At 55.1% G+C, this 18145-nt stretch carries 16 protein-coding genes; 8 read left to right on the top strand and 8 right to left on the bottom strand.

What is annotated here, in order from left to right; genetic code table 11:
• Positions 1 to 54: 54 nt before the first annotated feature.
• Entirely contained in the window at positions 55 to 819 is a 765-nt protein-coding gene (locus tag ACEPP2_RS20070; protein WP_001389365.1) for an IS6-like element IS6100 family transposase, read from the bottom strand.
• 292 nt (positions 820 to 1111) lie between these two features.
• Positions 1112 to 1321: a cold-shock protein gene (locus ACEPP2_RS20065; protein WP_395517755.1), complete on the bottom strand. Its 210-nt coding sequence runs from the start codon at positions 1319 to 1321 to the stop codon at positions 1112 to 1114.
• 344 nt (positions 1322 to 1665) lie between these two features.
• Between ACEPP2_RS20065 and ACEPP2_RS20060 the strand changes: the two genes are divergently transcribed.
• Positions 1666 to 2079 carry an MFS transporter gene (locus tag ACEPP2_RS20060; protein WP_395517754.1) on the top strand — a complete coding sequence of 138 codons (414 nt, stop codon included), beginning with the start codon at positions 1666 to 1668 and terminating at the stop codon, positions 2077 to 2079.
• Positions 2080 to 2218: 139 nt separating this feature from the next.
• Here ACEPP2_RS20060 and ACEPP2_RS20055 read toward each other — a convergent pair whose 3' ends face one another.
• From ACEPP2_RS20055 to ACEPP2_RS20035, 5 genes are all read right to left on the bottom strand, one after another.
• Positions 2219 to 2674 (bottom strand): hypothetical protein, encoded by a 456-nt coding sequence (locus ACEPP2_RS20055; RefSeq protein WP_395517753.1) that lies wholly within the window; start codon positions 2672 to 2674, stop codon positions 2219 to 2221.
• An 8-nt stretch (positions 2675 to 2682) separates the two neighbouring features.
• Positions 2683 to 3018: a DUF3846 domain-containing protein gene (locus tag ACEPP2_RS20050; RefSeq protein WP_395517752.1), complete on the bottom strand. Its 336-nt coding sequence runs from the start codon at positions 3016 to 3018 to the stop codon at positions 2683 to 2685.
• Positions 3019 to 3089: 71 nt separating this feature from the next.
• Positions 3090 to 8357, bottom strand: coding sequence for a MobF family relaxase (mobF, locus tag ACEPP2_RS20045; RefSeq protein WP_395517751.1), 5268 nt, complete (start codon positions 8355 to 8357; stop codon positions 3090 to 3092).
• Positions 8350 to 8817: a hypothetical protein gene (locus tag ACEPP2_RS20040; RefSeq protein ID WP_395517750.1), complete on the bottom strand. Its 468-nt coding sequence runs from the start codon at positions 8815 to 8817 to the stop codon at positions 8350 to 8352. The genes mobF and ACEPP2_RS20040 overlap by 8 nt, the downstream gene beginning before the upstream one ends.
• Positions 8817 to 9263, bottom strand: coding sequence for a hypothetical protein (locus ACEPP2_RS20035; RefSeq protein WP_395517749.1), 447 nt, complete (start codon positions 9261 to 9263; stop codon positions 8817 to 8819). The genes ACEPP2_RS20040 and ACEPP2_RS20035 overlap by 1 nt, the downstream gene beginning before the upstream one ends.
• A gap of 454 nt (positions 9264 to 9717) precedes the next feature.
• On the opposite strand from ACEPP2_RS20035, the gene ACEPP2_RS20030 reads away from it, so the two are divergent.
• Positions 9718 to 11124 (top strand): AlbA family DNA-binding domain-containing protein, encoded by a 1407-nt coding sequence (locus ACEPP2_RS20030; RefSeq protein ID WP_395517748.1) that lies wholly within the window; start codon positions 9718 to 9720, stop codon positions 11122 to 11124.
• Positions 11125 to 11376: 252 nt separating this feature from the next.
• Positions 11377 to 11985 carry a hypothetical protein gene (locus tag ACEPP2_RS20025; RefSeq protein WP_395517747.1) on the top strand — a complete coding sequence of 203 codons (609 nt, stop codon included), beginning with the start codon at positions 11377 to 11379 and terminating at the stop codon, positions 11983 to 11985.
• 3 nt (positions 11986 to 11988) lie between these two features.
• On the opposite strand, the gene ACEPP2_RS20020 is transcribed toward ACEPP2_RS20025, so the two are convergent.
• Entirely contained in the window at positions 11989 to 13050 is a 1062-nt protein-coding gene (locus ACEPP2_RS20020; protein WP_395517746.1) for an ABC transporter ATP-binding protein, read from the bottom strand.
• A gap of 95 nt (positions 13051 to 13145) precedes the next feature.
• On the opposite strand from ACEPP2_RS20020, the gene ACEPP2_RS20015 reads away from it, so the two are divergent.
• From ACEPP2_RS20015 to ACEPP2_RS19995, 5 genes are all read left to right on the top strand, one after another.
• Complete coding sequence (locus ACEPP2_RS20015) at positions 13146 to 14309, top strand: mandelate racemase/muconate lactonizing enzyme family protein (protein WP_395517745.1); 1164 nt, start codon at positions 13146 to 13148, stop codon at positions 14307 to 14309.
• A complete protein-coding gene (locus ACEPP2_RS20010; protein WP_395517744.1) occupies positions 14306 to 15007 on the top strand; it encodes a GntR family transcriptional regulator in 702 nt (233 codons plus the stop codon). Before ACEPP2_RS20015 ends, ACEPP2_RS20010 begins: the two co-directional genes overlap by 4 nt.
• Before the next feature lie 26 nt (positions 15008 to 15033).
• Entirely contained in the window at positions 15034 to 16332 is a 1299-nt protein-coding gene (locus tag ACEPP2_RS20005) for an ABC transporter substrate-binding protein (protein WP_395517743.1), read from the top strand.
• 72 nt (positions 16333 to 16404) lie between these two features.
• Entirely contained in the window at positions 16405 to 17262 is an 858-nt protein-coding gene (locus ACEPP2_RS20000) for a carbohydrate ABC transporter permease (protein ID WP_395517742.1), read from the top strand.
• On the top strand, positions 17259 to 18128 hold the full coding sequence (locus ACEPP2_RS19995; protein WP_395517741.1) for a carbohydrate ABC transporter permease: 870 nt from the start codon (positions 17259 to 17261) through the stop codon (positions 18126 to 18128). The genes ACEPP2_RS20000 and ACEPP2_RS19995 overlap by 4 nt, the downstream gene beginning before the upstream one ends.
• Positions 18129 to 18145: the final 17 nt, after the last annotated feature.

Here is an 18145-nt window from a genome sequence, read left to right as displayed (position 1 = left end):
GGCTCTGTTGCAAAGATTGGCGGCAGTCAGAGGTAGGCTGTCGCTCTGCGCCGATCAGGCGGCTGCTGCGAAATGGTGGTTGAGCATGCCCATGGCCTCCGTCAGCGCCGAGGGCCCAATGCCAAAAGCTCTCTCCACAAGGCGCACCTCGCCCCTGATGCCGGGCTGCAGGCACCAGGGGCGAGCCTGTCCTTTGCGCAGGGCTCGCATGACTTCGAATCCCTTGATCGTGGCATAGGCCGTGGGGATCGATTTGAAACCGCGCACCGGCTTGATCAGTATCTTGAGCTTTCCGTGATCGGCCTCGATCACGTTATTGAGATACTTCACCTGCCGGTGGGCCGTCTCCCGGTCCAGCTTTCCTTCGCGCTTCAATTCGGTGATCGCTGCACCATAGCTCGGCGCTTTGTCGGTATTGAGCGTGGCAGGCTTTTCCCAGTGCTTCAGGCCTCGCAGGGCCTTGCCCAGGAACCGCTTCGCTGCCTTGGCGCTGCGGGTCGGCGACAGGTAGAAATCGATCGTGTCGCCCCGCTTGTCGACTGCCCGGTACAGGTAGGTCCACTTGCCCCGCACCTTGACGTAGGTTTCATCCAGGCGCCAGCTCGGATCAAAGCCACGCCGCCAGAACCAGCGCAGCCGCTTCTCCATCTCCGGGGCGTAGCACTGGACCCAGCGATAGATCGTCGTATGGTCGACCGAAATGCCGCGTTCCGCCAGCATTTCCTCAAGGTCGCGATAGCTGATCGGATAGCGACAATACCAGCGCACCGCCCACAGGATCACATCACCCTGGAAATGGCGCCACTTGAAATCCGTCATCGTTCCGTCCGTCCAATCTCCGCCAAGCATGCTCAAGCTTCACGATTTTTGCAACAGAGCCGTCCTGCTCTCCCGCCGCGTCAGCTTTCGCGAAGAACTGGCTTTGTATTTTGCTGAATGCGCTTTCCGCCCTCTGGCGGGGCTTACTGAAGGTCTGTGTCATGGGGGTAACCTTTCATGGGTTCGGCCACTCCAGCGGCCAAAAAAAAGCCGGGCATCAGCCCGGCCTTGGTGGTTCATGCTCTCAACAGTGCCAGTACATCCGTGGTCAAAGGAGAGCAGGATACCGATATTATGCAGCCTGGAGATTGCAGGCCGACATCTTGCCCGACTTGTTGTCGCGCTCCAGATCGTAGCTGAGCTTCTGGCCTTCAACAATTTCGCGCATTCCTGCACGCTCGACGGCCGAGATGTGGACGAACGCATCAGCGCCGCCGTTGTCAGGCTGGATGAAGCCGAAGCCCTTGGTGGAATTGAACCATTTTACTGTGCCATTGGTCATGATGAACCCTTTCGTAGCATAAGTGAATGACCACAATGTCGGTGACATTGTGGGCGGTTATAGCGATGTTCTCTAAGGAAAGGTTCGTTCAGGGCGCGGTGCCAATCGCGCAATAACCAAAGCTCGGCAAGAAAAGATCGATAAACTATAAATAGAGAGGCGAGCGACTATTGTCAACCTCTAGTTTTGAGGCTTGGTCGCAATGGTCTCGCACAGGTGGTGCGACCGCGCTGATCAGATGCGAATTTTAGACTTCGAGAGTGGGCCGCGAGCGTGCCAATGACGAGCCGTTCAAGCACTCAAGTCCGCAATGCGCGTCCGGTATCCAGCTCCACGTACTCGGGATGTTTCTGCCTTCATTCTTCACGGGCTCGCTGATCACGCGGTTCGGCGTCCTTCGCGTCATGCTGACCGGTGTCCTTCTCCTGGCGGGACATGTCATCGCCACCCTCACCGGAACCGGATTTGGTTCGTTCGCAGGTGCGCTCGTCCTGCTGGGCGTCGGTTGGAACTTCCTCTACATCGGCGGGACGACGTTGCTGACGACCACTTATACCCCACTCGAACGAGGCCGGGCGCAGGCCACCAACGACATGACGATCTTCGTGGTTGGCCTTGCCTGCTCCTTCAGCGCAGGTGCACTGCTGCAGGTTTTCGGCTGGCAGGTCCTCAACCTCGTGCTCTTGCCGTGGCTCTCAGTGGCGGCGGCCTCGCTACTTTGGCTCGGCTACAGGCACAGGCAGGTGGAAGTGGCGTAAGAAGGGTTAGCGCAACAGACAACTACTGGTCCCGGCATCTTCGCGTCACTCGGGCGACGTCAGCTTTGGGCCGATAGCTGACATGCTGCTCAAGATGGCCGGAATGGCGGCCACTATAGCTCGACCTACAGGGTCGGCCCTAGTCTCGGTTCCCAAGCACAACACACTGCAGCAAGCGATCGTTCGGAGCGTCGATCACGATCTTAGACTGCCCAGCATCGAATGGCTTTGGCTTCCCGTCGAAATGGGAGGAGAATGCACTGTCCACGATAGGCGCTGCGTAACTGCTGGAGAGGCCACCGAACTCGCTCAGTAGAATCCCGCACAGCTTTTTATGATCCTCCAGTTCGCCCGTCATGTCGGAATCGATCGTAACTGTGACACCCGTCGCGTAGAGTTTGTAAATCGTATCACCAATGAAGATGTACGTTTCAGCTCCAGGCTCCACGCGATAGCCAGCTTCCCGTACCGCGTCATATGCCCGGTTCCAATTGCTTCTGGTAACGGCAACCGGAACTTGGGCTTGGGCCGACGTGCTCAGGCTGGCGACGGCATTAGCCATCAAGGTTATTGCGATCGCGTGGCGGACCATCATTCCGCAATTCATTGCTTTGCCAAGAAATCAGCGTCTCCTGACACAATGAGCAGGTCACCGAGTAGAGGTGGTTGCCCACCGCTGTGCTTGTTGATGGCTGCTGCCATGACCGACTGATTTACAGGAAGCCCCTTCAGCATCCCACTTTCATTGCAATAAACCACCGTTTCCTGCTCCCCGGCTTCTTCGCCCCAGGATTCGTCGAATTGCAACTTGAATGATGTCGGTACAGTCGCGAAGAGTCCGCCGACTACCTTCTGAATTTCCTCGAAGTGCGGCCATTCGTCGATCTCGGCGGATTCTGTCTCTCCATTAGCGTAGGCAATCACGTACATGTTTGGCATCTTATGCTCCTGCAAATTTAATTCGCACTCGCAATGCCAGTGAAAGCTAAGGGAACCCTTAAAGACTCCCCTCACATCTTCATTGCCGCCCCTCGCCTGCGCTCGGCTTCCTCACGCTCTTTTTCTGCCTTCAGTCTGGCCTCCTCCGCCCTCTTCACATCCTCAGCCGAGATGCCAGCTGGCTTTTCAGGGGCCTGGAATTTGAACGGTTTGAAAGCTGGTAGCTTCGTGGGCTTGATAGACGGCGCATCCTTGATGTGAACCCTCGCCTGCTCATTGTGGGTGGCCTCGTTGGCAACCAGGGCAGCTTGTTTGGCCTTCTCGTCGGCGGCTTTGGAGCCAATATCCTGGTAGCCAGAGAGGTCGGCTGTTGGGTTCTTCTGCTGGTATGCGGCGACTTCGCGTTTGATGAAGTCGGAAGTTAAGCCCATTTTGTCGGCTGATTTCTGGAGATCTTCAGGGGAACGGATCTTGTCCCGCACTTGATCGTTCCAGTCTTTGTACAGAATAGAATTCGGCTGCTCGAAACGGACCTCCGCCTTCGGGTTGCCCTTCAAGACGGCTTCCTTCACCTGTTCACGGAAGGCATAGCCAGCAAAGTCGTTGTCCATGGCGATTACGAACCTGGCCTGAGGATTCGCTTTTGCAAGCAGCTCGATGCCACGCTCTGCCTGGTCTGACACGGCACCGCCAGTGGCGACCATCAAGGTATCTTTCGGTACACGACTGGCAACATCCTGCTTTTCGGTGTCTGAAAGCTGCTTGAAGTTGGCCGGAAGCTTCTTCTCCTGCCAGTAGCTAAGACAGTCTATGCCAGATTCTGTAACAACAACGGTGTCAAACGAGCCCTTTGCCTTCGGGCCAATCATAACAAGGCCCTTACCGCCGCCTTCAGCAAATTTCGTCGTTCTGCGGTCTTCGCCATTGACCGTTTTGGAAGCTGGGAGCTTGGACTCGTAGCCTGTGACTGTTGAGTATGAAATCACATCGCGGTGTGCGAAACACAAGCCTGCCTGCCATTTGCCGTCAGGATCCTTGTATAGGTCCCTTTTAACGTCATTTTCAAAGGCAACAATCGTTCCACGTTCAAGACCCCGCTCCTTGGGATAGGTGTCGGTCGCCCACGGTGTCTGCTTCTGGTGCAGGAAATCAAACTGGTAGTAGGAGGCACCCTTATCGAGCAGTTCGACAGCCTTCTCGGCCTTGTATTTTTCCGCAGGTGATGCCGTCTCCGGTGCCCCATTTTCGATAGCTGCCATCCATTTGCTTGCCAACCGTCCGCGCAGCTTGTCGGCATATGCAGCATCGGCCTCTGCACCTTTAGCGATGGCTTCCTTGAGCCGATCGACACCAGACAGTCCGCGGCCATCATCCTTGAAGCTTGTGGCAGCCAGCTGGTGGGCAATGGTATCCTTATAAGCCTGGAAAGTGCTCTTGGGCTTCTCGGAAAATGGCGGCTTGGCGACGATCTGAGTGTCCTGCAGGTGCTCCGTCCGGAACTCCTCGCGAAGCTTATGCCAGGCAGCCGGGAATGATGTGGAGACACCCTTGTTGACCATCCAGCGGTCGATCAGGCCCTTAGAGCCGCTATCGTTGAATTGGTTGTAGACCCAATTGCCGTCGGGCATGCGGGAAACAGTGTATTTGTTGATGGGCTTCTTCTTCTGCGCATCGTACCCATCACACAGGTGATAACGTTCACCAGTGTTCTTTTTCTCCATGTCGGGATCGAGCCTGGCACCATTGCGAAGCATGAAGGAAACAGGATCCTGTTTGTAGAAGGCTTGCTTCTCAGAATCAGAAATCCGCTTGCTGACCTTCTCAATTTTCTGAGCAGGCCTGCCTGCAGCTTTGGAATCATCGCTCGTGGCAGGGGGATCCTGGGTAGTCTTTGTCGGCAACTTGAACTTGGGCGTGAGTCCACTCATACGGTTACGTAAATTGGCTGCCATTCTCTGATCCATGATATCCTCCTGGTATGGTGTCAGCGTCTCCATTGTTTGTGATGCTGATGTCGATGATTTCAGATCCCGGAAGGGTTGAACTGTGCCCTCTAAGATATTGTTGATGCTATCCTGATCGGCGGCAAGGGACGCACCGATTTTGCCGCCCGGACCTAGACGGGCTTTGTTGTCGATTATCTTGTTCTCGAGGTTCTGCAGCTTATCGAGCTGGATACCCTGCAGGCGGGTGAGGTGGTCGGCAAAGCGATTGTCGTTAGCAAGAAAATCTTGCAGCGCCGCCTTTTCCTTATATTGCTCAAGATCGGTGAAATTGGCCTTTGAGTCCGAGATCGAGGCCTCGTAGACCACCGCCTGGAACCACTGCTCTGGCCCCAATTGGAACTCTCCCTCAGGCACCGTCTGTTTCTCAGGGTGAGGAATCGACATCTTGCCGTTGTCGTCGACCAGCACGATCCCAGCCTTCACCATGCGGTTCTCTTCAATGCGGCCGACGTTGGTGATCATGTGGCAGTCCTTGCGGTGGCGGGTCATTCCCACATATGCAAGGCGATAATCGATGCCGTTCACATTGGCGACGATCGCCCTGTTCACCGTTGCTCCCTGCGAAGCGTGAACTGTGACGGCATAAGCATGCTGTAGAACTGGCCGCGGCTCGCGATCGTTGAAGGGATCAATTGCAGCGAGCTGGGAAGGCTTAGCCTTGACGATGGTGTCAGGCTCCTTGTCAAATACAAGATGAAGCGTTGGCTCCCCACCATCTGGATCGATCTCGATGGCTTTGACACTGAGCATGTCAGAGTTATTGATCTGGAATGGGGAGCCAGTGTTGGCAGGCTCCAGCTGGCGGCCACCGAAAATCAGGCGATCCCCTTCCCTGACCTTCAGGATATGGCCAACCTCGTCTTCTTTATTGTTACGGGTGTATGTCCGGAATTCGACCTCGGTCTCACCCAGCATGCCAGCTTCGATCAGCAGCTGCCGGACCTCTCGATTGATGTTGTGGACATCCGAGTTCCTGTTGGTGACGATCATAACCTCGGTTGGATCCTGCTCGATCGCAAGCAGCTCGAGGTACTTGTCCGCAACAGCGTGATAGGTGCTCTCGTGATCCGGGCACCAATGCATCCTGTCTTCTTCATTATATATGGCTAGGGCAGCCTCGATGTGTGCATTGGACTGGAACTTCGGCTTTTTCCCAGCCGCATCAGCCTCAGCCTTGGCCTCCTCGCCGCGCTTGCCTCCCTCGTTCACACCACTGAGGCCAGCCTTGACGAAGTGAGAGCTGGCTTCGCGGAAACGAGCCGTTAGGCGCTTCGTCTCATCGTTGGTGTCGTCGTTCTGACGCATGATGATATTTAGGCGATACGACCCATTAAGGCGCATTGCCAAAGACATCGGCGATCCGGAGGCCACCGGAGCGAGCTGCTTGGTGTCCCCGAGCATCACAACGCGGCCCCCGCCATCCTGGACAGCCTTCACGATATATTCCGCATCCTCCACGCCGACCATGCCCGCTTCGTCGATGATGACAACGGTGTTGGAATCAATGTCGACCTTGCCAACCTTGTGCTGGGCGATCCATTTGGCGCAGGCCTTCGACATCTCGTCGCGAAGTTCCAAATCCTCCCGCAAGACCCCCGCCGCCCGCCACGCAGGAGCGATACCATAGACTTCGAAGCCCGAAGCCTCCGCGACTTCTTTGACCAGTCCCATAGAGAAGGTCTTGCCAGATCCAGCTGAGCCCTCGAACACCGTCACAAACTGCTGGGAGCCAAGAACATAACGAAGGCCTCCAACCTGCTCCGGATTGAGGCCGCGGATTCCCTTTTCGGGATCCGGCTTGTAGCGCTCGATGATCTCCTCGATCTGGGCCTGCGAAGCCATCGGGGTAATAGATGGCGTGTCCTGAATGGTTTTCAGAAATGACACCTCCTTGTCCACCAGATGGCGGACTCCCCAAAGAGCTCGGCCATCATCATCGAAGCCTGCCTGGATCATGTGCTGCTGTTTGATGTAGGAGATCACCTCGGGCATGTCCTGAAGCCCAAATTCCCCCTGGCTGGCTCTATATGCAGCAACCATGACATCACGCTCTTGGACGATGGTTTGCGTATGACCCACGCGTGAGATGGCTTCTTTAGCAATGCGCTCGATCTTCTCGTCGCGGGATTCTTCGATCTTTTCGCGAGCTTCAAGCTGGGAAATCAGGCTTTTGCCGTCAGTGAACTTGTGAATGGTCTTCTGCCATTCCGGTACCAGTTCACCGATCGGCGGCTGCTCATCTTTCTGCTGCCTGGTAGCTTTCGCGGCAACCTGGGCGGCACGACGGTCCTTCGTGGTCAGGCCCTTCTCGGCCAGGGCTTCAACGATCTCGGCACGACGATTAGACAGGCTATCAACGACTTCCTGTTTGATGCCTTTCAGCTTCACGTCGTATTGCCCGCGGACGCACTCGATGTCCTCGAAGCCGTCAATCTGGCGTAACCTGTCGTAGAAGCTGGTTTTGAAGACAGCATCGATGAGGGGCCTGTAGTGAAAAATCTCGCTATCATCGAGAGCGCCGATGGTGCCGTCGGCGCGGACGGCCATGTTCATGACCAGCGCATGGATGTGGAGCTGTGGATCGCCCTTCGAGGAGCCGTCGCCTGTCGGGCGTGTTGTCCGATGGAGAAAGTCGACCGTGACAACCTCCTGGGCCATTTCGAGATACTCGATGCGCTCACGCTTTCCGTCAGCCGCCTTCTCACCATAGATGACGCGACGGGTCTTGAAGAACTCGTTATCGTGCATCCACTGTTTTGCATCGCCTACGGCCGCACGAAAAGCATTCTCGATGGCTGTAGCAGTCTTGGTATCACCACGGGCTACTGCGTCGGCCCATAGGGCGGAAACAGGTTTATCGATACTGAACGTGAGATCGTCGCCTGCTTTCGGCACGCGCTCTTTGCCCGTAATCTTTTCAGGGTACCTCTGCTTCTTCAGGTGGTAGTCCGCCGCGGCAGTCAGCTTCTCGCCTGTGACGGGATCGAAGCCCATGGCAAGTTGGCGGACGGCCTTGGTATTGACGACACCACCGCTCTCCAAACCGTCGGCCAGCCTGCGACCGCGGCCAACACGAGCTTTCTTGCCGTCTTCAGCAGTGGTCAACTTGGCTTCTACGTCGCTCTTCAGCTTCGGCCGCCACAGAACTCCATCTGTCTCTGACTCTTGGTCGTAGTAGCTTTTGCCTTGCCAGACCTTCTTGCCAGCCAGCACGGCAGCTTCACGATCCTCAGCTGAGGAACTGGCAGTCACCCTGCCCTCTTGCTCGCTTTCACGCTCTTCCTGTTTACCAATTAGATACTGGATGTCGGAGACAGCGTTCTTATCAAGCATGGCCACCTCCGAACATGACTCCAGATGCCGCCATCTCAGTTGCCACAACGGCGACAAACATCGCGGAATAGGTTTCGAGGTTCGTCCTCAGAGCAGCCATCGCTGTCCCGTCAGCTTCCAGGACAGCATGCATTGAGAACACAGCGCTTCCTTTGACGTTGAACTGAATACCCTCTTGTGAGCAACGCAGGACGACACCGTGATCGTTCCTCAAAGCTTCCTGAAACACAACGACGGCATCAGCAAAAGCCAGCATCATAAGCTCGGCCTTGGCCTCGTCACCGAAGATCAGATCTTTAAAAAACTTCTCGTTCAGCCATGGCGAGATCATGAGAACGACCTCCTGCCGAAGACTAGCGAGCTTTCCTGCCTCGTTGCGGACAGCCTTCCGAAACGAAATCGGATTATACTCTGTAAGAGCGTTTTCTGAGTTGCCGTTGCACGTATCATTGGTCATCATCAAGCCCTCCGTCCCTTGAACGGTGGCTTCCAATGCTTGGTGCCAATACGTGTAATAGTTGGTTCCCTATCGGCCTCCGATGCGTCTACCGGGATCTCTTCAAATGCGAATACAGGATCGTATTCGTCTGGAATCTGATCAGCTTTCAATTCCGAGTTCGAAACGGCTTCCATGCTGCCGACGAGCATCATCACACGATGGATCTCATCGAGCTTCCGGCTGGTTTCCGTGGTGAAATCCCTGAAACCTCTTTCGATGACCCGAGGCAGCTCCCCGTAGGTCTTCAGAGTGTCGAATGCGAGCTTCAGGGCATCACCCTTGGAAATGTTTTTGAGTGCTGCAATTTGCGTCAGATGAGCGTCTAATTCAGCTTTGTATTCCGGTTTTAGCTTAATACTGAACGCGACGGTGCTGTGTTTTGCATTGCCTCCCGTTGTCTTCGCCATGCTGGTTCCCTTTCATTTTCATGGAAGGCTTCGACTGCCGTCATATCGGCAGTCATATTCATTTCCATGTTTTATGACAGTTATGAATACACGCGCTGCAAGTGTCAAGCGCCGCTGGAGTAAACCGAGCGGATTCGGGCTGGGAAGCCTATTTACTGGGAGGAGGGAACCCGCGATTGGCCCACGGCAGGTGACACAAGCCCATCGCAGGTGCGGGCTGTGTCTAACTCAAGCCCGATCCTGAAATCCTGCACCCAAAACTATGACATCGATCAGGGCAGGACGGGGATCAAACAGGGGCTTGAGAAATCCAACATCAGCCAACGCTGATCTAAAACCTCAGCAGGCGAAGCCCGTAAAATATCACTGGAAACCCTTCTTCAGTGATGACATCGGAAAGGTGAGATGCGCTTCCAATCTAGAGAGACATCGCGTTTGCAGTGGAGCCGTTTCTTTGAGGTACGACTACAATCCTTTCGATAAGGACTTCGAACAAATCACTTCTACAGATCTCGGGATTCTTACCAGCGTCGCCGAAGGCTGGTACGTCGAGTACAAGCGAGAGGTTCCAAATGCGAGTGCCATCGCGAAGTCTGTTACAGCCTTCGCCAACACGTATGGCGGCTGGCTATTTTACGGAATCACCGAGGATTCTAAAGATAACCCTGTTGCTGGTTCGTCCCTGGGCATACCTAGCGACGAAGCAGACGGTGCCCTCCAAAGGATCAGGCAAGCCGTTGCAAACCATTCTCAGCCATCACCTTATTTCAGAGCGAAAGCGCTATTCGGTCCCATAGAGGAATTGGGGTTGCCGGAAGGCCGTTGCATAGTCGTGACACAGATTCCATGGGGACCTGAGGCTCCGTTTATTCACAAAGATGGTCGCATCTATCGACGCGTGGGTGATGGATCGGAGCCCCGCCCCGAAACTGACCGCTTCATTCTGGATCAACTTTGGAAGCGTTCCTCAGGGGTAACCCGTAAGTACAATGAATGGGTCGAACGTGAGATCGAGAACTCGGAAGCCGAAGAACACGCGGCCTACGCACGAATTTTTCTGATCTCGGACTTTTGGCAAGATCATCCTCCACGAAAGAGCGTGTCGCTTCGGCAGGTCAGGGAGATCATGTCTCGGGAAGATTGTAGCGTGTCCATTCCTTTTGATAACGTTTACCAGACAGTTGGAGGCTTCATATGTCGACAAACTGCTGACAACGATCCTGAAATGCTGGGTCTCACGTGGAAGCTGGGCCGCGACTTCCGGAGCGAAATCACCATCCCTCTTTCTAAAGCGCGTAAAGACCTAGTCGGTCACAATAGTTGGTTGAACGGTTATAAGTATGCGCCCCAGTTCCTGAGTCTGTGTCGGGCCCAGCGGTACGACAGGCCAAACATCATCGATTTGAACATGCTATTGTATGTGCTGTTAGGCCTTGCTCGGACTCACGCCGCCCTTGCAGAGGAGTTTTCCTGGCGAGGCCCCGTTTACGCAAAGATTGAGATCACAGGTGTATGGCGAACGATCCCATTTTTTGATGCGCCTCATGTCCTCGACGAATATGAGCGGCATGGCATGCCTCTAGGACTGAGAGATCGTATCGTTCTTTACTCTGGGGAAGAGCAAGAAAATTACATCGAACTGCCGGGTCCCGATGAGGACACCGATGCGGAACAGTTTCGCCTACTGACCGCCTATAGGCTCTTTGTAGCCATAGCAGTCGCATTGGGAGTTCCAACTGGAATTGATGAGGAGGGAGATGGCTCAGATTTTCCGGGGTCCTTGAGCTCATTTCTGGATGCAGGACGACGGGCGTTAGAGGTCCAGAAAAGTCGCGCCACTGTTACTGATCCAGATTATTGATAGCCAAGGTCGGCTGCCCCTCAGAGCAAGGATTCCATCATTATCGATCTCTGGGACTTCAACACCTACAGCGATGACCTTGTCGATCTGCTGGAGCGCAATCGGGAGACCATCGTTCGGTACCATGAGCGTCAAAGAGAGCTCAGGAATATTCAGCCTCCAGACAACCCAGTTGAACGCGCTCTCTTTAAGTGGCCCAAGAACGAATTCGGCGATGCATTTTCGGCGGTCGTTGATGAGGTCGGCGGCTTGATGTCCATGATGATTGTTCGCGCCTTCCACTACACGAGGATGACGGATGACGAAGTTGATAGGCTTCAGGCTGGCGGTGTAGTCTTGACCTCGGTGGACTTCCTTCGCGAGCGCCTCGGTCGTCGCGTGGAAGCAGGTGACCTCTCACAGGAACTTGCTGATCAGATCGTTTCTCGAACTGCACTCGCAAACGCTGAATTTGGTGTCCGTGATGGTTTCTGGCTGACGGCACTGCCCATCCCTCCTGCTGACAGCCGCGTAAACCTGTTGGTGCAGCACTGGGGCGGCGAAGGAGCCTATTGGGCGTTTGAAACAGGCTCCGAGGATCAGATACTTGAAACTCTTCGCGGGATCGGCCGCGGTCGAATTGTCGAGTTCCAAGTACCCATCAAGAGCGCCCTCATGGGCGAGACAGGTGCGGGCACTGCCACCAACATGCTCGATGTCTATGCCAGCAGGCTGGGGATCCTGCGCTATCCTCGCGACCTCGACCTAAACCTGGTCTCTCCCCTGCCCGCTTCAGCGGTTCTCAAGGTCCATTCTCAAGGTGAGAGGGAATACGATCGCTTTGCCGTCGGTTATCCTTTCAGCTTCGCGCGACCCCAGTGACACTCAATCAGTCTCCACTATTCGCTCGGAGCTCTGGGGGTCAAACAGGTGCAGTTTGTTTGTCAATGCTATGGATATGGCGGCCCCCGGCTGGGCGCTCACGCGCTCGTGGAAGAGCGCTGTTACTGCGGTTTTTCCCCAATGGAAAACAACAGCGGTGTCCGCACCCGTAGGCTCAACCAGGTCAAGGGTTACAGGGAGTTCGCCCCCAAGCCGAAATTCCTCCGGCCGAACGCCCATAATTGCGTCGCCCTCGTAGTTCCAGCGGTTCATCCCGAGGTTAATCTCCGGCCCGCTCTCGACTTTGAACACGCCCGACTTCTTGTCATACCTTCCTGGGACAAAGTTCATGGCGGGGGAGCCGAGAAACCCCGCCACAAAAACATTCTTGGGTTCATCATAGAGTTCTAACGGTGTACCGACCTGCTCAATGTTGCCGCCATTCATCACAACTATGCGGTCAGCCATCGTCATAGCTTCAATCTGATCGTGAGTGACGTAGACAGTCGTCGTAGCCAGTCGCTGATGCAACGATCTAATCTCGCCCCGGGTGTGAACCCGCAGTTTTGCGTCTAGGTTGGACAAAGGCTCATCAAACAGGAAGACCTTCGGATCTCTCACAATGGCTCGGCCCATTGCCACGCGCTGGCGCTGCCCCCCTGAGAGCTCCCTCGGGAACCTATCCAGAAGGTGATCCAGCCCTAGAATCTTGGCAGTCTCACGTACCTTTGTGGCTTGCTCGTCCTTCGGGACTTTCCTCAACCGGAGCGAAAACGCCATATTCTCGGCGACAGTCATGTGGGGATAGAGCGCGTAGCTTTGGAAGACCATTGCTATATCCCGATCCTTCGGCGCGACTTCATTCATCCGGGTGCCATCGATGAACAGGTCGCCCCCCGAGATCGGCTCGAGGCCAGCTATCATTCTAAGCAAAGTCGACTTACCGCAGCCGGAGGGCCCCACGAGTGCCACAAACTCCCCTCGCTCGACAGCCAAGTCGATCCCGTGGATCACCTCAAGCTCGCCGTAGGCTTTCCGCAGCTTCCTGATTGAAATGTCAGTCATACGTGTTGCTCCTTGCGCGTCGCGCCGAATGGCTCTTGACGACCATACATATCCGTCGCATATATTTTGTAAATTATTTTTTATTTGGGACAGACATGAAGATCACAGGACTCAAGGCGATCCCTCTAGAAGCGACCTTTGCCAGTGTTTTTGGCGGCGAGGGGCAGGTACCAGCGCAGCTCAAGACACCTGCTGCACATTTTCAGCGTATCCCACGTCGGGGACAGTACAGCACCTTGGTCATCATCGAAGCTGACGACGGTAGCATGGGATACGGGGAGTGCTTTGGCCTCCCGCATCCGCTTCAAGCTACGGCTCTAATCAACGAGGTCATTGCACCGACCCTGTCTGGGGCCCTGATCGATGACCCATACGGCATGACCACGGATCTGCGGGCCTACTTCTATGCCTTGGGTCTCACACGTGGCGCTGCCATGGAGGCATTAAGCGGCGTTGATATCGCGCTCTGGGATCTGATCGCCCGATCAAGAAATGAGCCGCTGGCAACGACCTTGGGAGCTGGACCTGGTCCTGTAAGCGTCTATGTCAGCCCAATTCCATTTAGAAACACACCGGGCGAAACCGCTGCAGAACTGAGAGAATTCATCCGCCAAGGCTACAAAGCCTTCAAGCTGAAGGTCGGGAGAGGCGTCAAGGTTGATCTCGACCACATCGAAGCCGCACGCGACGCGGCGGGCGACGCGCCTCTCTTTCTTGATGCGAATTGCGCATATGATGTCACCAACGCGATTGATCTGGCCCGTCACCTCGATCGTTTCGACATCGGTTGGCTTGAGGAGCCAATCAACCCGGATGATCCGGATGGGCTTAGAGAGGTCCGTAAGGCCTCGCCAGTCCCGATCGGAGCTGGCGAAAATGAATTTACCCAAGAAGCCTACCAAGCTCTCATCAAAGCCGAAGCCGTTGATTTTCTGCAATGCAACATTGGCCGTTCCGGGGGCGTATCGGGTCTGATAGCTACCGGAGCTCTCTGCCAGAAGCACGGCGTGAAATTGGCTCCTCATGGTGTCGGTGGATGCGTGGCCGTTGCTGCATCTGTCCACGCGTGCCGAGCAGCGGAGGCCTTCTTCTCATATGAAGTGAACCGCCTGCTGAATCCGCTCCGCGATAAGCTTGCCCTGGTGCCGATCGAACTTCAGGATGGCATGTTGGTTGCCTCCGACCGTCCTGGACACGGAGGAGAACCAAATATGGATCTTCTCGACGATTACATACTTCATTCAAAGGCAGCACAATGACATCAACAGCTCTCCCCCTTGAACTCGAAACTCTCGGAAAAACGCTTGGCGAGACGGTCAGGAATCGTCTGGTCGGTCTCATCATGAGAGGTGAATTCGCGGCGGGGGAGCGACTGTATCCAGAGCAGCTCGCGGTCAGGTTCGGGGTGTCTATTACTCCTGTTCGAGAAGCTCTGATGCAACTTGCGGCCGAAGGTTTCATCGATAACGTGCAGCGCCGTGGATTCCACCTAAGGGTTCCTACTGCTGACCAAATCCGTAACGTCTGGAATGTCCGTCAGTCGTTAGAACTCTGCGCAGGCGAGAACGTAATCAGGCGTTTGGTCGAGGGAACGCTCCCTTTGCAGGCGCTGGAACGGCTTGACGTGCTCCAATTGGCACAGCTGCAAGATACAGCTCAAATGGACCATGCGACCAAGCTGGAGCTCAATGGCAGCTTCCATGGCACCATCATCGAGTTCGCTGAAAACCCGATCCTTGCATCCATGTATCGGAGCTTGCAGCACAAGGTGGTCGGCGGGCTGGTGCAGCGCGGACTCGACAGCTGGCGCGAACGTGTTCCGAAGGAAGGCCAAGAGCACAAGGCTATCGTCGATGGCCTGAAGAACAAGGATTATTCCGCGTATGAGGCTGCTGTGCGCAGCCATATTGCGCGGTCTCAGGAGGATGCGCTGCGGGATCTTAAAGCCCGCACGTAGCATAAGATGAACAATGGGAGGTTGAAATGTTGAAGATGAAAACCGCGGCTCTCGCACTTTGCACTGCACTATCACTGTCTCTGATTGCTCCTGCGGGTGCGATGGCAGAAACTGTTCGGATGTGGACGTTTCTCAATCCGGACGGAACGTCTCCGCGTGAAGTTGCGCTTGCACAGATCATCAAGGAATTTGAGACCGCCAACCCGGATATCGACATTGTCGTTGAGCCCCAGGTTTGGGATCAAATGACACCCAAATTTCTCGCCGCTCATGGAAACGGATCGGCACCAGATATTACTTGGGTAGTCACAGACTTCCTCGGCGATGCCATTCAGTCAGGTTCCCTTGCCGACCTTAATGAGCTTTTCATCAACGAATGGCCGGAAGACAAGAAAGCCGATTTCAAGGACGCATATTGGGACCTCACATCAGTTGACGGCAAGCAGTACGGTATCTTCGCCTCGCGTAACTACATCGCGTTGATGTACCGACCGGACCTCTTTGCCGAGGCTGGAATTAAGCCTGAGAATATCAAGACCTGGGACGACCTTAAGGGGGCGGCAGAAAAGCTGACCGTCAAGGGTAGCGACGGCAACGTCACCCGATACGGATTCTCCGCTGCCTATAGTGAACAACAGGCTGACCCTCATCCCTTGATTCCACATGTCCTCGGAGCAGGAGACGACCTTTACACCGAAGACGGCGCGGCGAACTTTGCCTCCGAATCCGCAGTGAAAGGAATGACTTTCTACACGGACATGATCAAGGAAGGCGTGTCTCCATCCCAAGCCGCCACGTGGACCGTCGACGACGCATTGGAACAATTTGCCTCAGACCGAGTGGCTATGATCCAAGGAGCAGCTGTTCGTGTTTCCACGATGCAAGCAAAGCTGGGCAAAGACAAAGTCTCTCTGATGCAATGGCCTGGCAGCGGTGACGGATCCCATTCTCCCGCAGTTATGGCTGGCTGGTCCGTTGGCATCTGGTCGGGCAGCGAAGTTAAGGAAGCTGCGTCGAAGTTCATGGATTTCATGATGTCTGACCCCGGTGATCGTATCTGGGCAGAAGTCGGCGGTCAGATCCCTGGTAAGAAATCCACCCTGGAAGAGCTTAATGAGTTCATTTCTCAGCCGGGGAATGAATATCTGGCAGTGGCTGCTCGCGGCGCGGCAGAAGCAGGGTGGCTCACCCCCATCGATTTTTCGGTTGGTGGATATCGACAGGCCCTGAACCGAGCCACCCAGCAGATAATCGTCGATGGCAAGGACGTGAAAGCTGCGTTGACGGAAGCGGGAGAGCATTTCAACCGTCAGAACGGCCGTTGATCCCCTCTCACCCAACGAATTGATGGCCGAAACTTTCGGCCATCGTCCTTCTCAATTGCTCAAGGTTGAAAAATGACTTCGCGCTCGACGGGGCTACTATACATAGTTCCAGCGTTCTCCGCGCTTCTGTTGGTTCTGTTTTCTCCTGTCTTTTATGGCTTCTGGTTCAGCCTCCACAGGATCCGATATGGGGCGGCAAGCGAGTTCATAGGCCTCGGCAACTATGAACAATTGCTGTCCGACCCAGCCATCGCGGCTACATTCGGCAGAACTGCTATCCATACTTCGATATCTGTCCTGTTGACGGTCGTCATATCCTTGGCACTTGCTCTGTGGGTTCACAGACTGCCCCCGAAGCGTGGCTTCATCGTGCAGATGATCGTCATCGTTCCATGGATCACATCCACGGTTGTGGCGACTTTGTTGTTCAAGTGGGTGTTTGTCAGCGACATCGGCATGGCCATGTCCATCCTCAGAATGATGGGCCTGCCGGATCTTCAGCTGCTGGGAGACCCGAATTCCGCAATGGGTCTGTTGATTGCCGTCTCTGTATGGAAACGCCTCGGCTACGCCTTGATCATACTTCTCGCAGGCCTGAAATCCATCCCCGAGGACTACATTGAGGCCGCATCTCTGGATGGTGCAGGATCATGGAATATTGTCCGTCTTATCCTTCTACCCCTCCTCAAGACCCCGCTTCTTTTGGTCATGATCGTACTGACGCTCTCGAACATCAACACGGTTGAAAGTCCCCTTGTCCTGACTGGTGGGGGCCCTGGTTCGGCGACAAGGATTCTCGCCATTGATGTGTTTGATCGCGCCTTTGTGAATTATGACCTAGGTTCTGCGACCTCGTTGGCTCTCATCATGTTCTTCGGAAACGTCCTGCTAGTGCTGGCGTATGTCCGCTTATCAAAGTGGAAGGTATGAAACCCATGCACTCTGCAGCGACCACCCGTCGTCCATTCGTTTTTGGCTGGAAAGGCCTCATCATTGGGGTGCTCTTCACCCTCCTGATTATCCTCAACATTGCGCCGCTGGTTTGGGGCGTTCTGACCTCATTGAAAAGTGAAGCGGATCTATTCCGTTTTCCTCCAACCCTCTTCGACTTTACGCCCACGCTGGAAAACTATGAGCGGGTTTTTGCCAGCGGCTTCAGCCATTCCCTCGCGATTTCTCTCCTGTATAGCGCCATCACTGTCATCATGGTGCTGTTGCTAGGGGTTCCTGCCGCCTACGCATTCGATCGCTTTGATTTCCCTGGCCGGAAACCATTGTTCCTGCTCGTGGTAGCCAGCATTCCGCTGTCCTTAGGAGCCGCGGCGCTCCTGATTCCGAACTACATCTATTTCTTGCGCTTGGGCCTCACGAACCAATACTACACCCTCCCTTTGATTTACACGGCCCACCAGCTGCCAATGGCGATCTGGATCATCAAGGGCACGATTGAAGGCATCCCCCGGGAATTGGACGAAGCAGCCGTTGCAGACGGTGCTGGTCACTTCACGATACTGAGGATGATAATTCTGCCGCTGATCCTTCCGGCGCTCGGTGCCGCTGGTGTCATGGCATTTGTGGGATCCTGGAATGAGTTCGTGGCCTCTACAGTGATGGTGGATAATCCCGCACTACGCCCTGTCCAGCCTGCGATCTACAATTTCATCGGCTACTTCGGTCGGGAGTGGGGACCGCTTTCTGCTGCAGCTGTGATGGGGGTTCTACCCATCCTGATCGTATTCACGCTCCTCGGCCGCCTGATTGTGTCCGGTCTGACCAAGGGATCGGTCAAGGGCTGAGAAGACTAGAACAAAAA

The sequence above is a fragment of the Pseudorhizobium flavum genome, from assembly GCF_044142885.1.
Taxonomy (GTDB): Bacteria; Pseudomonadota; Alphaproteobacteria; order Rhizobiales; family Rhizobiaceae; genus Neorhizobium; species Neorhizobium flavum.
This window is presented reverse-complemented; position numbering and strand designations above follow the sequence as displayed.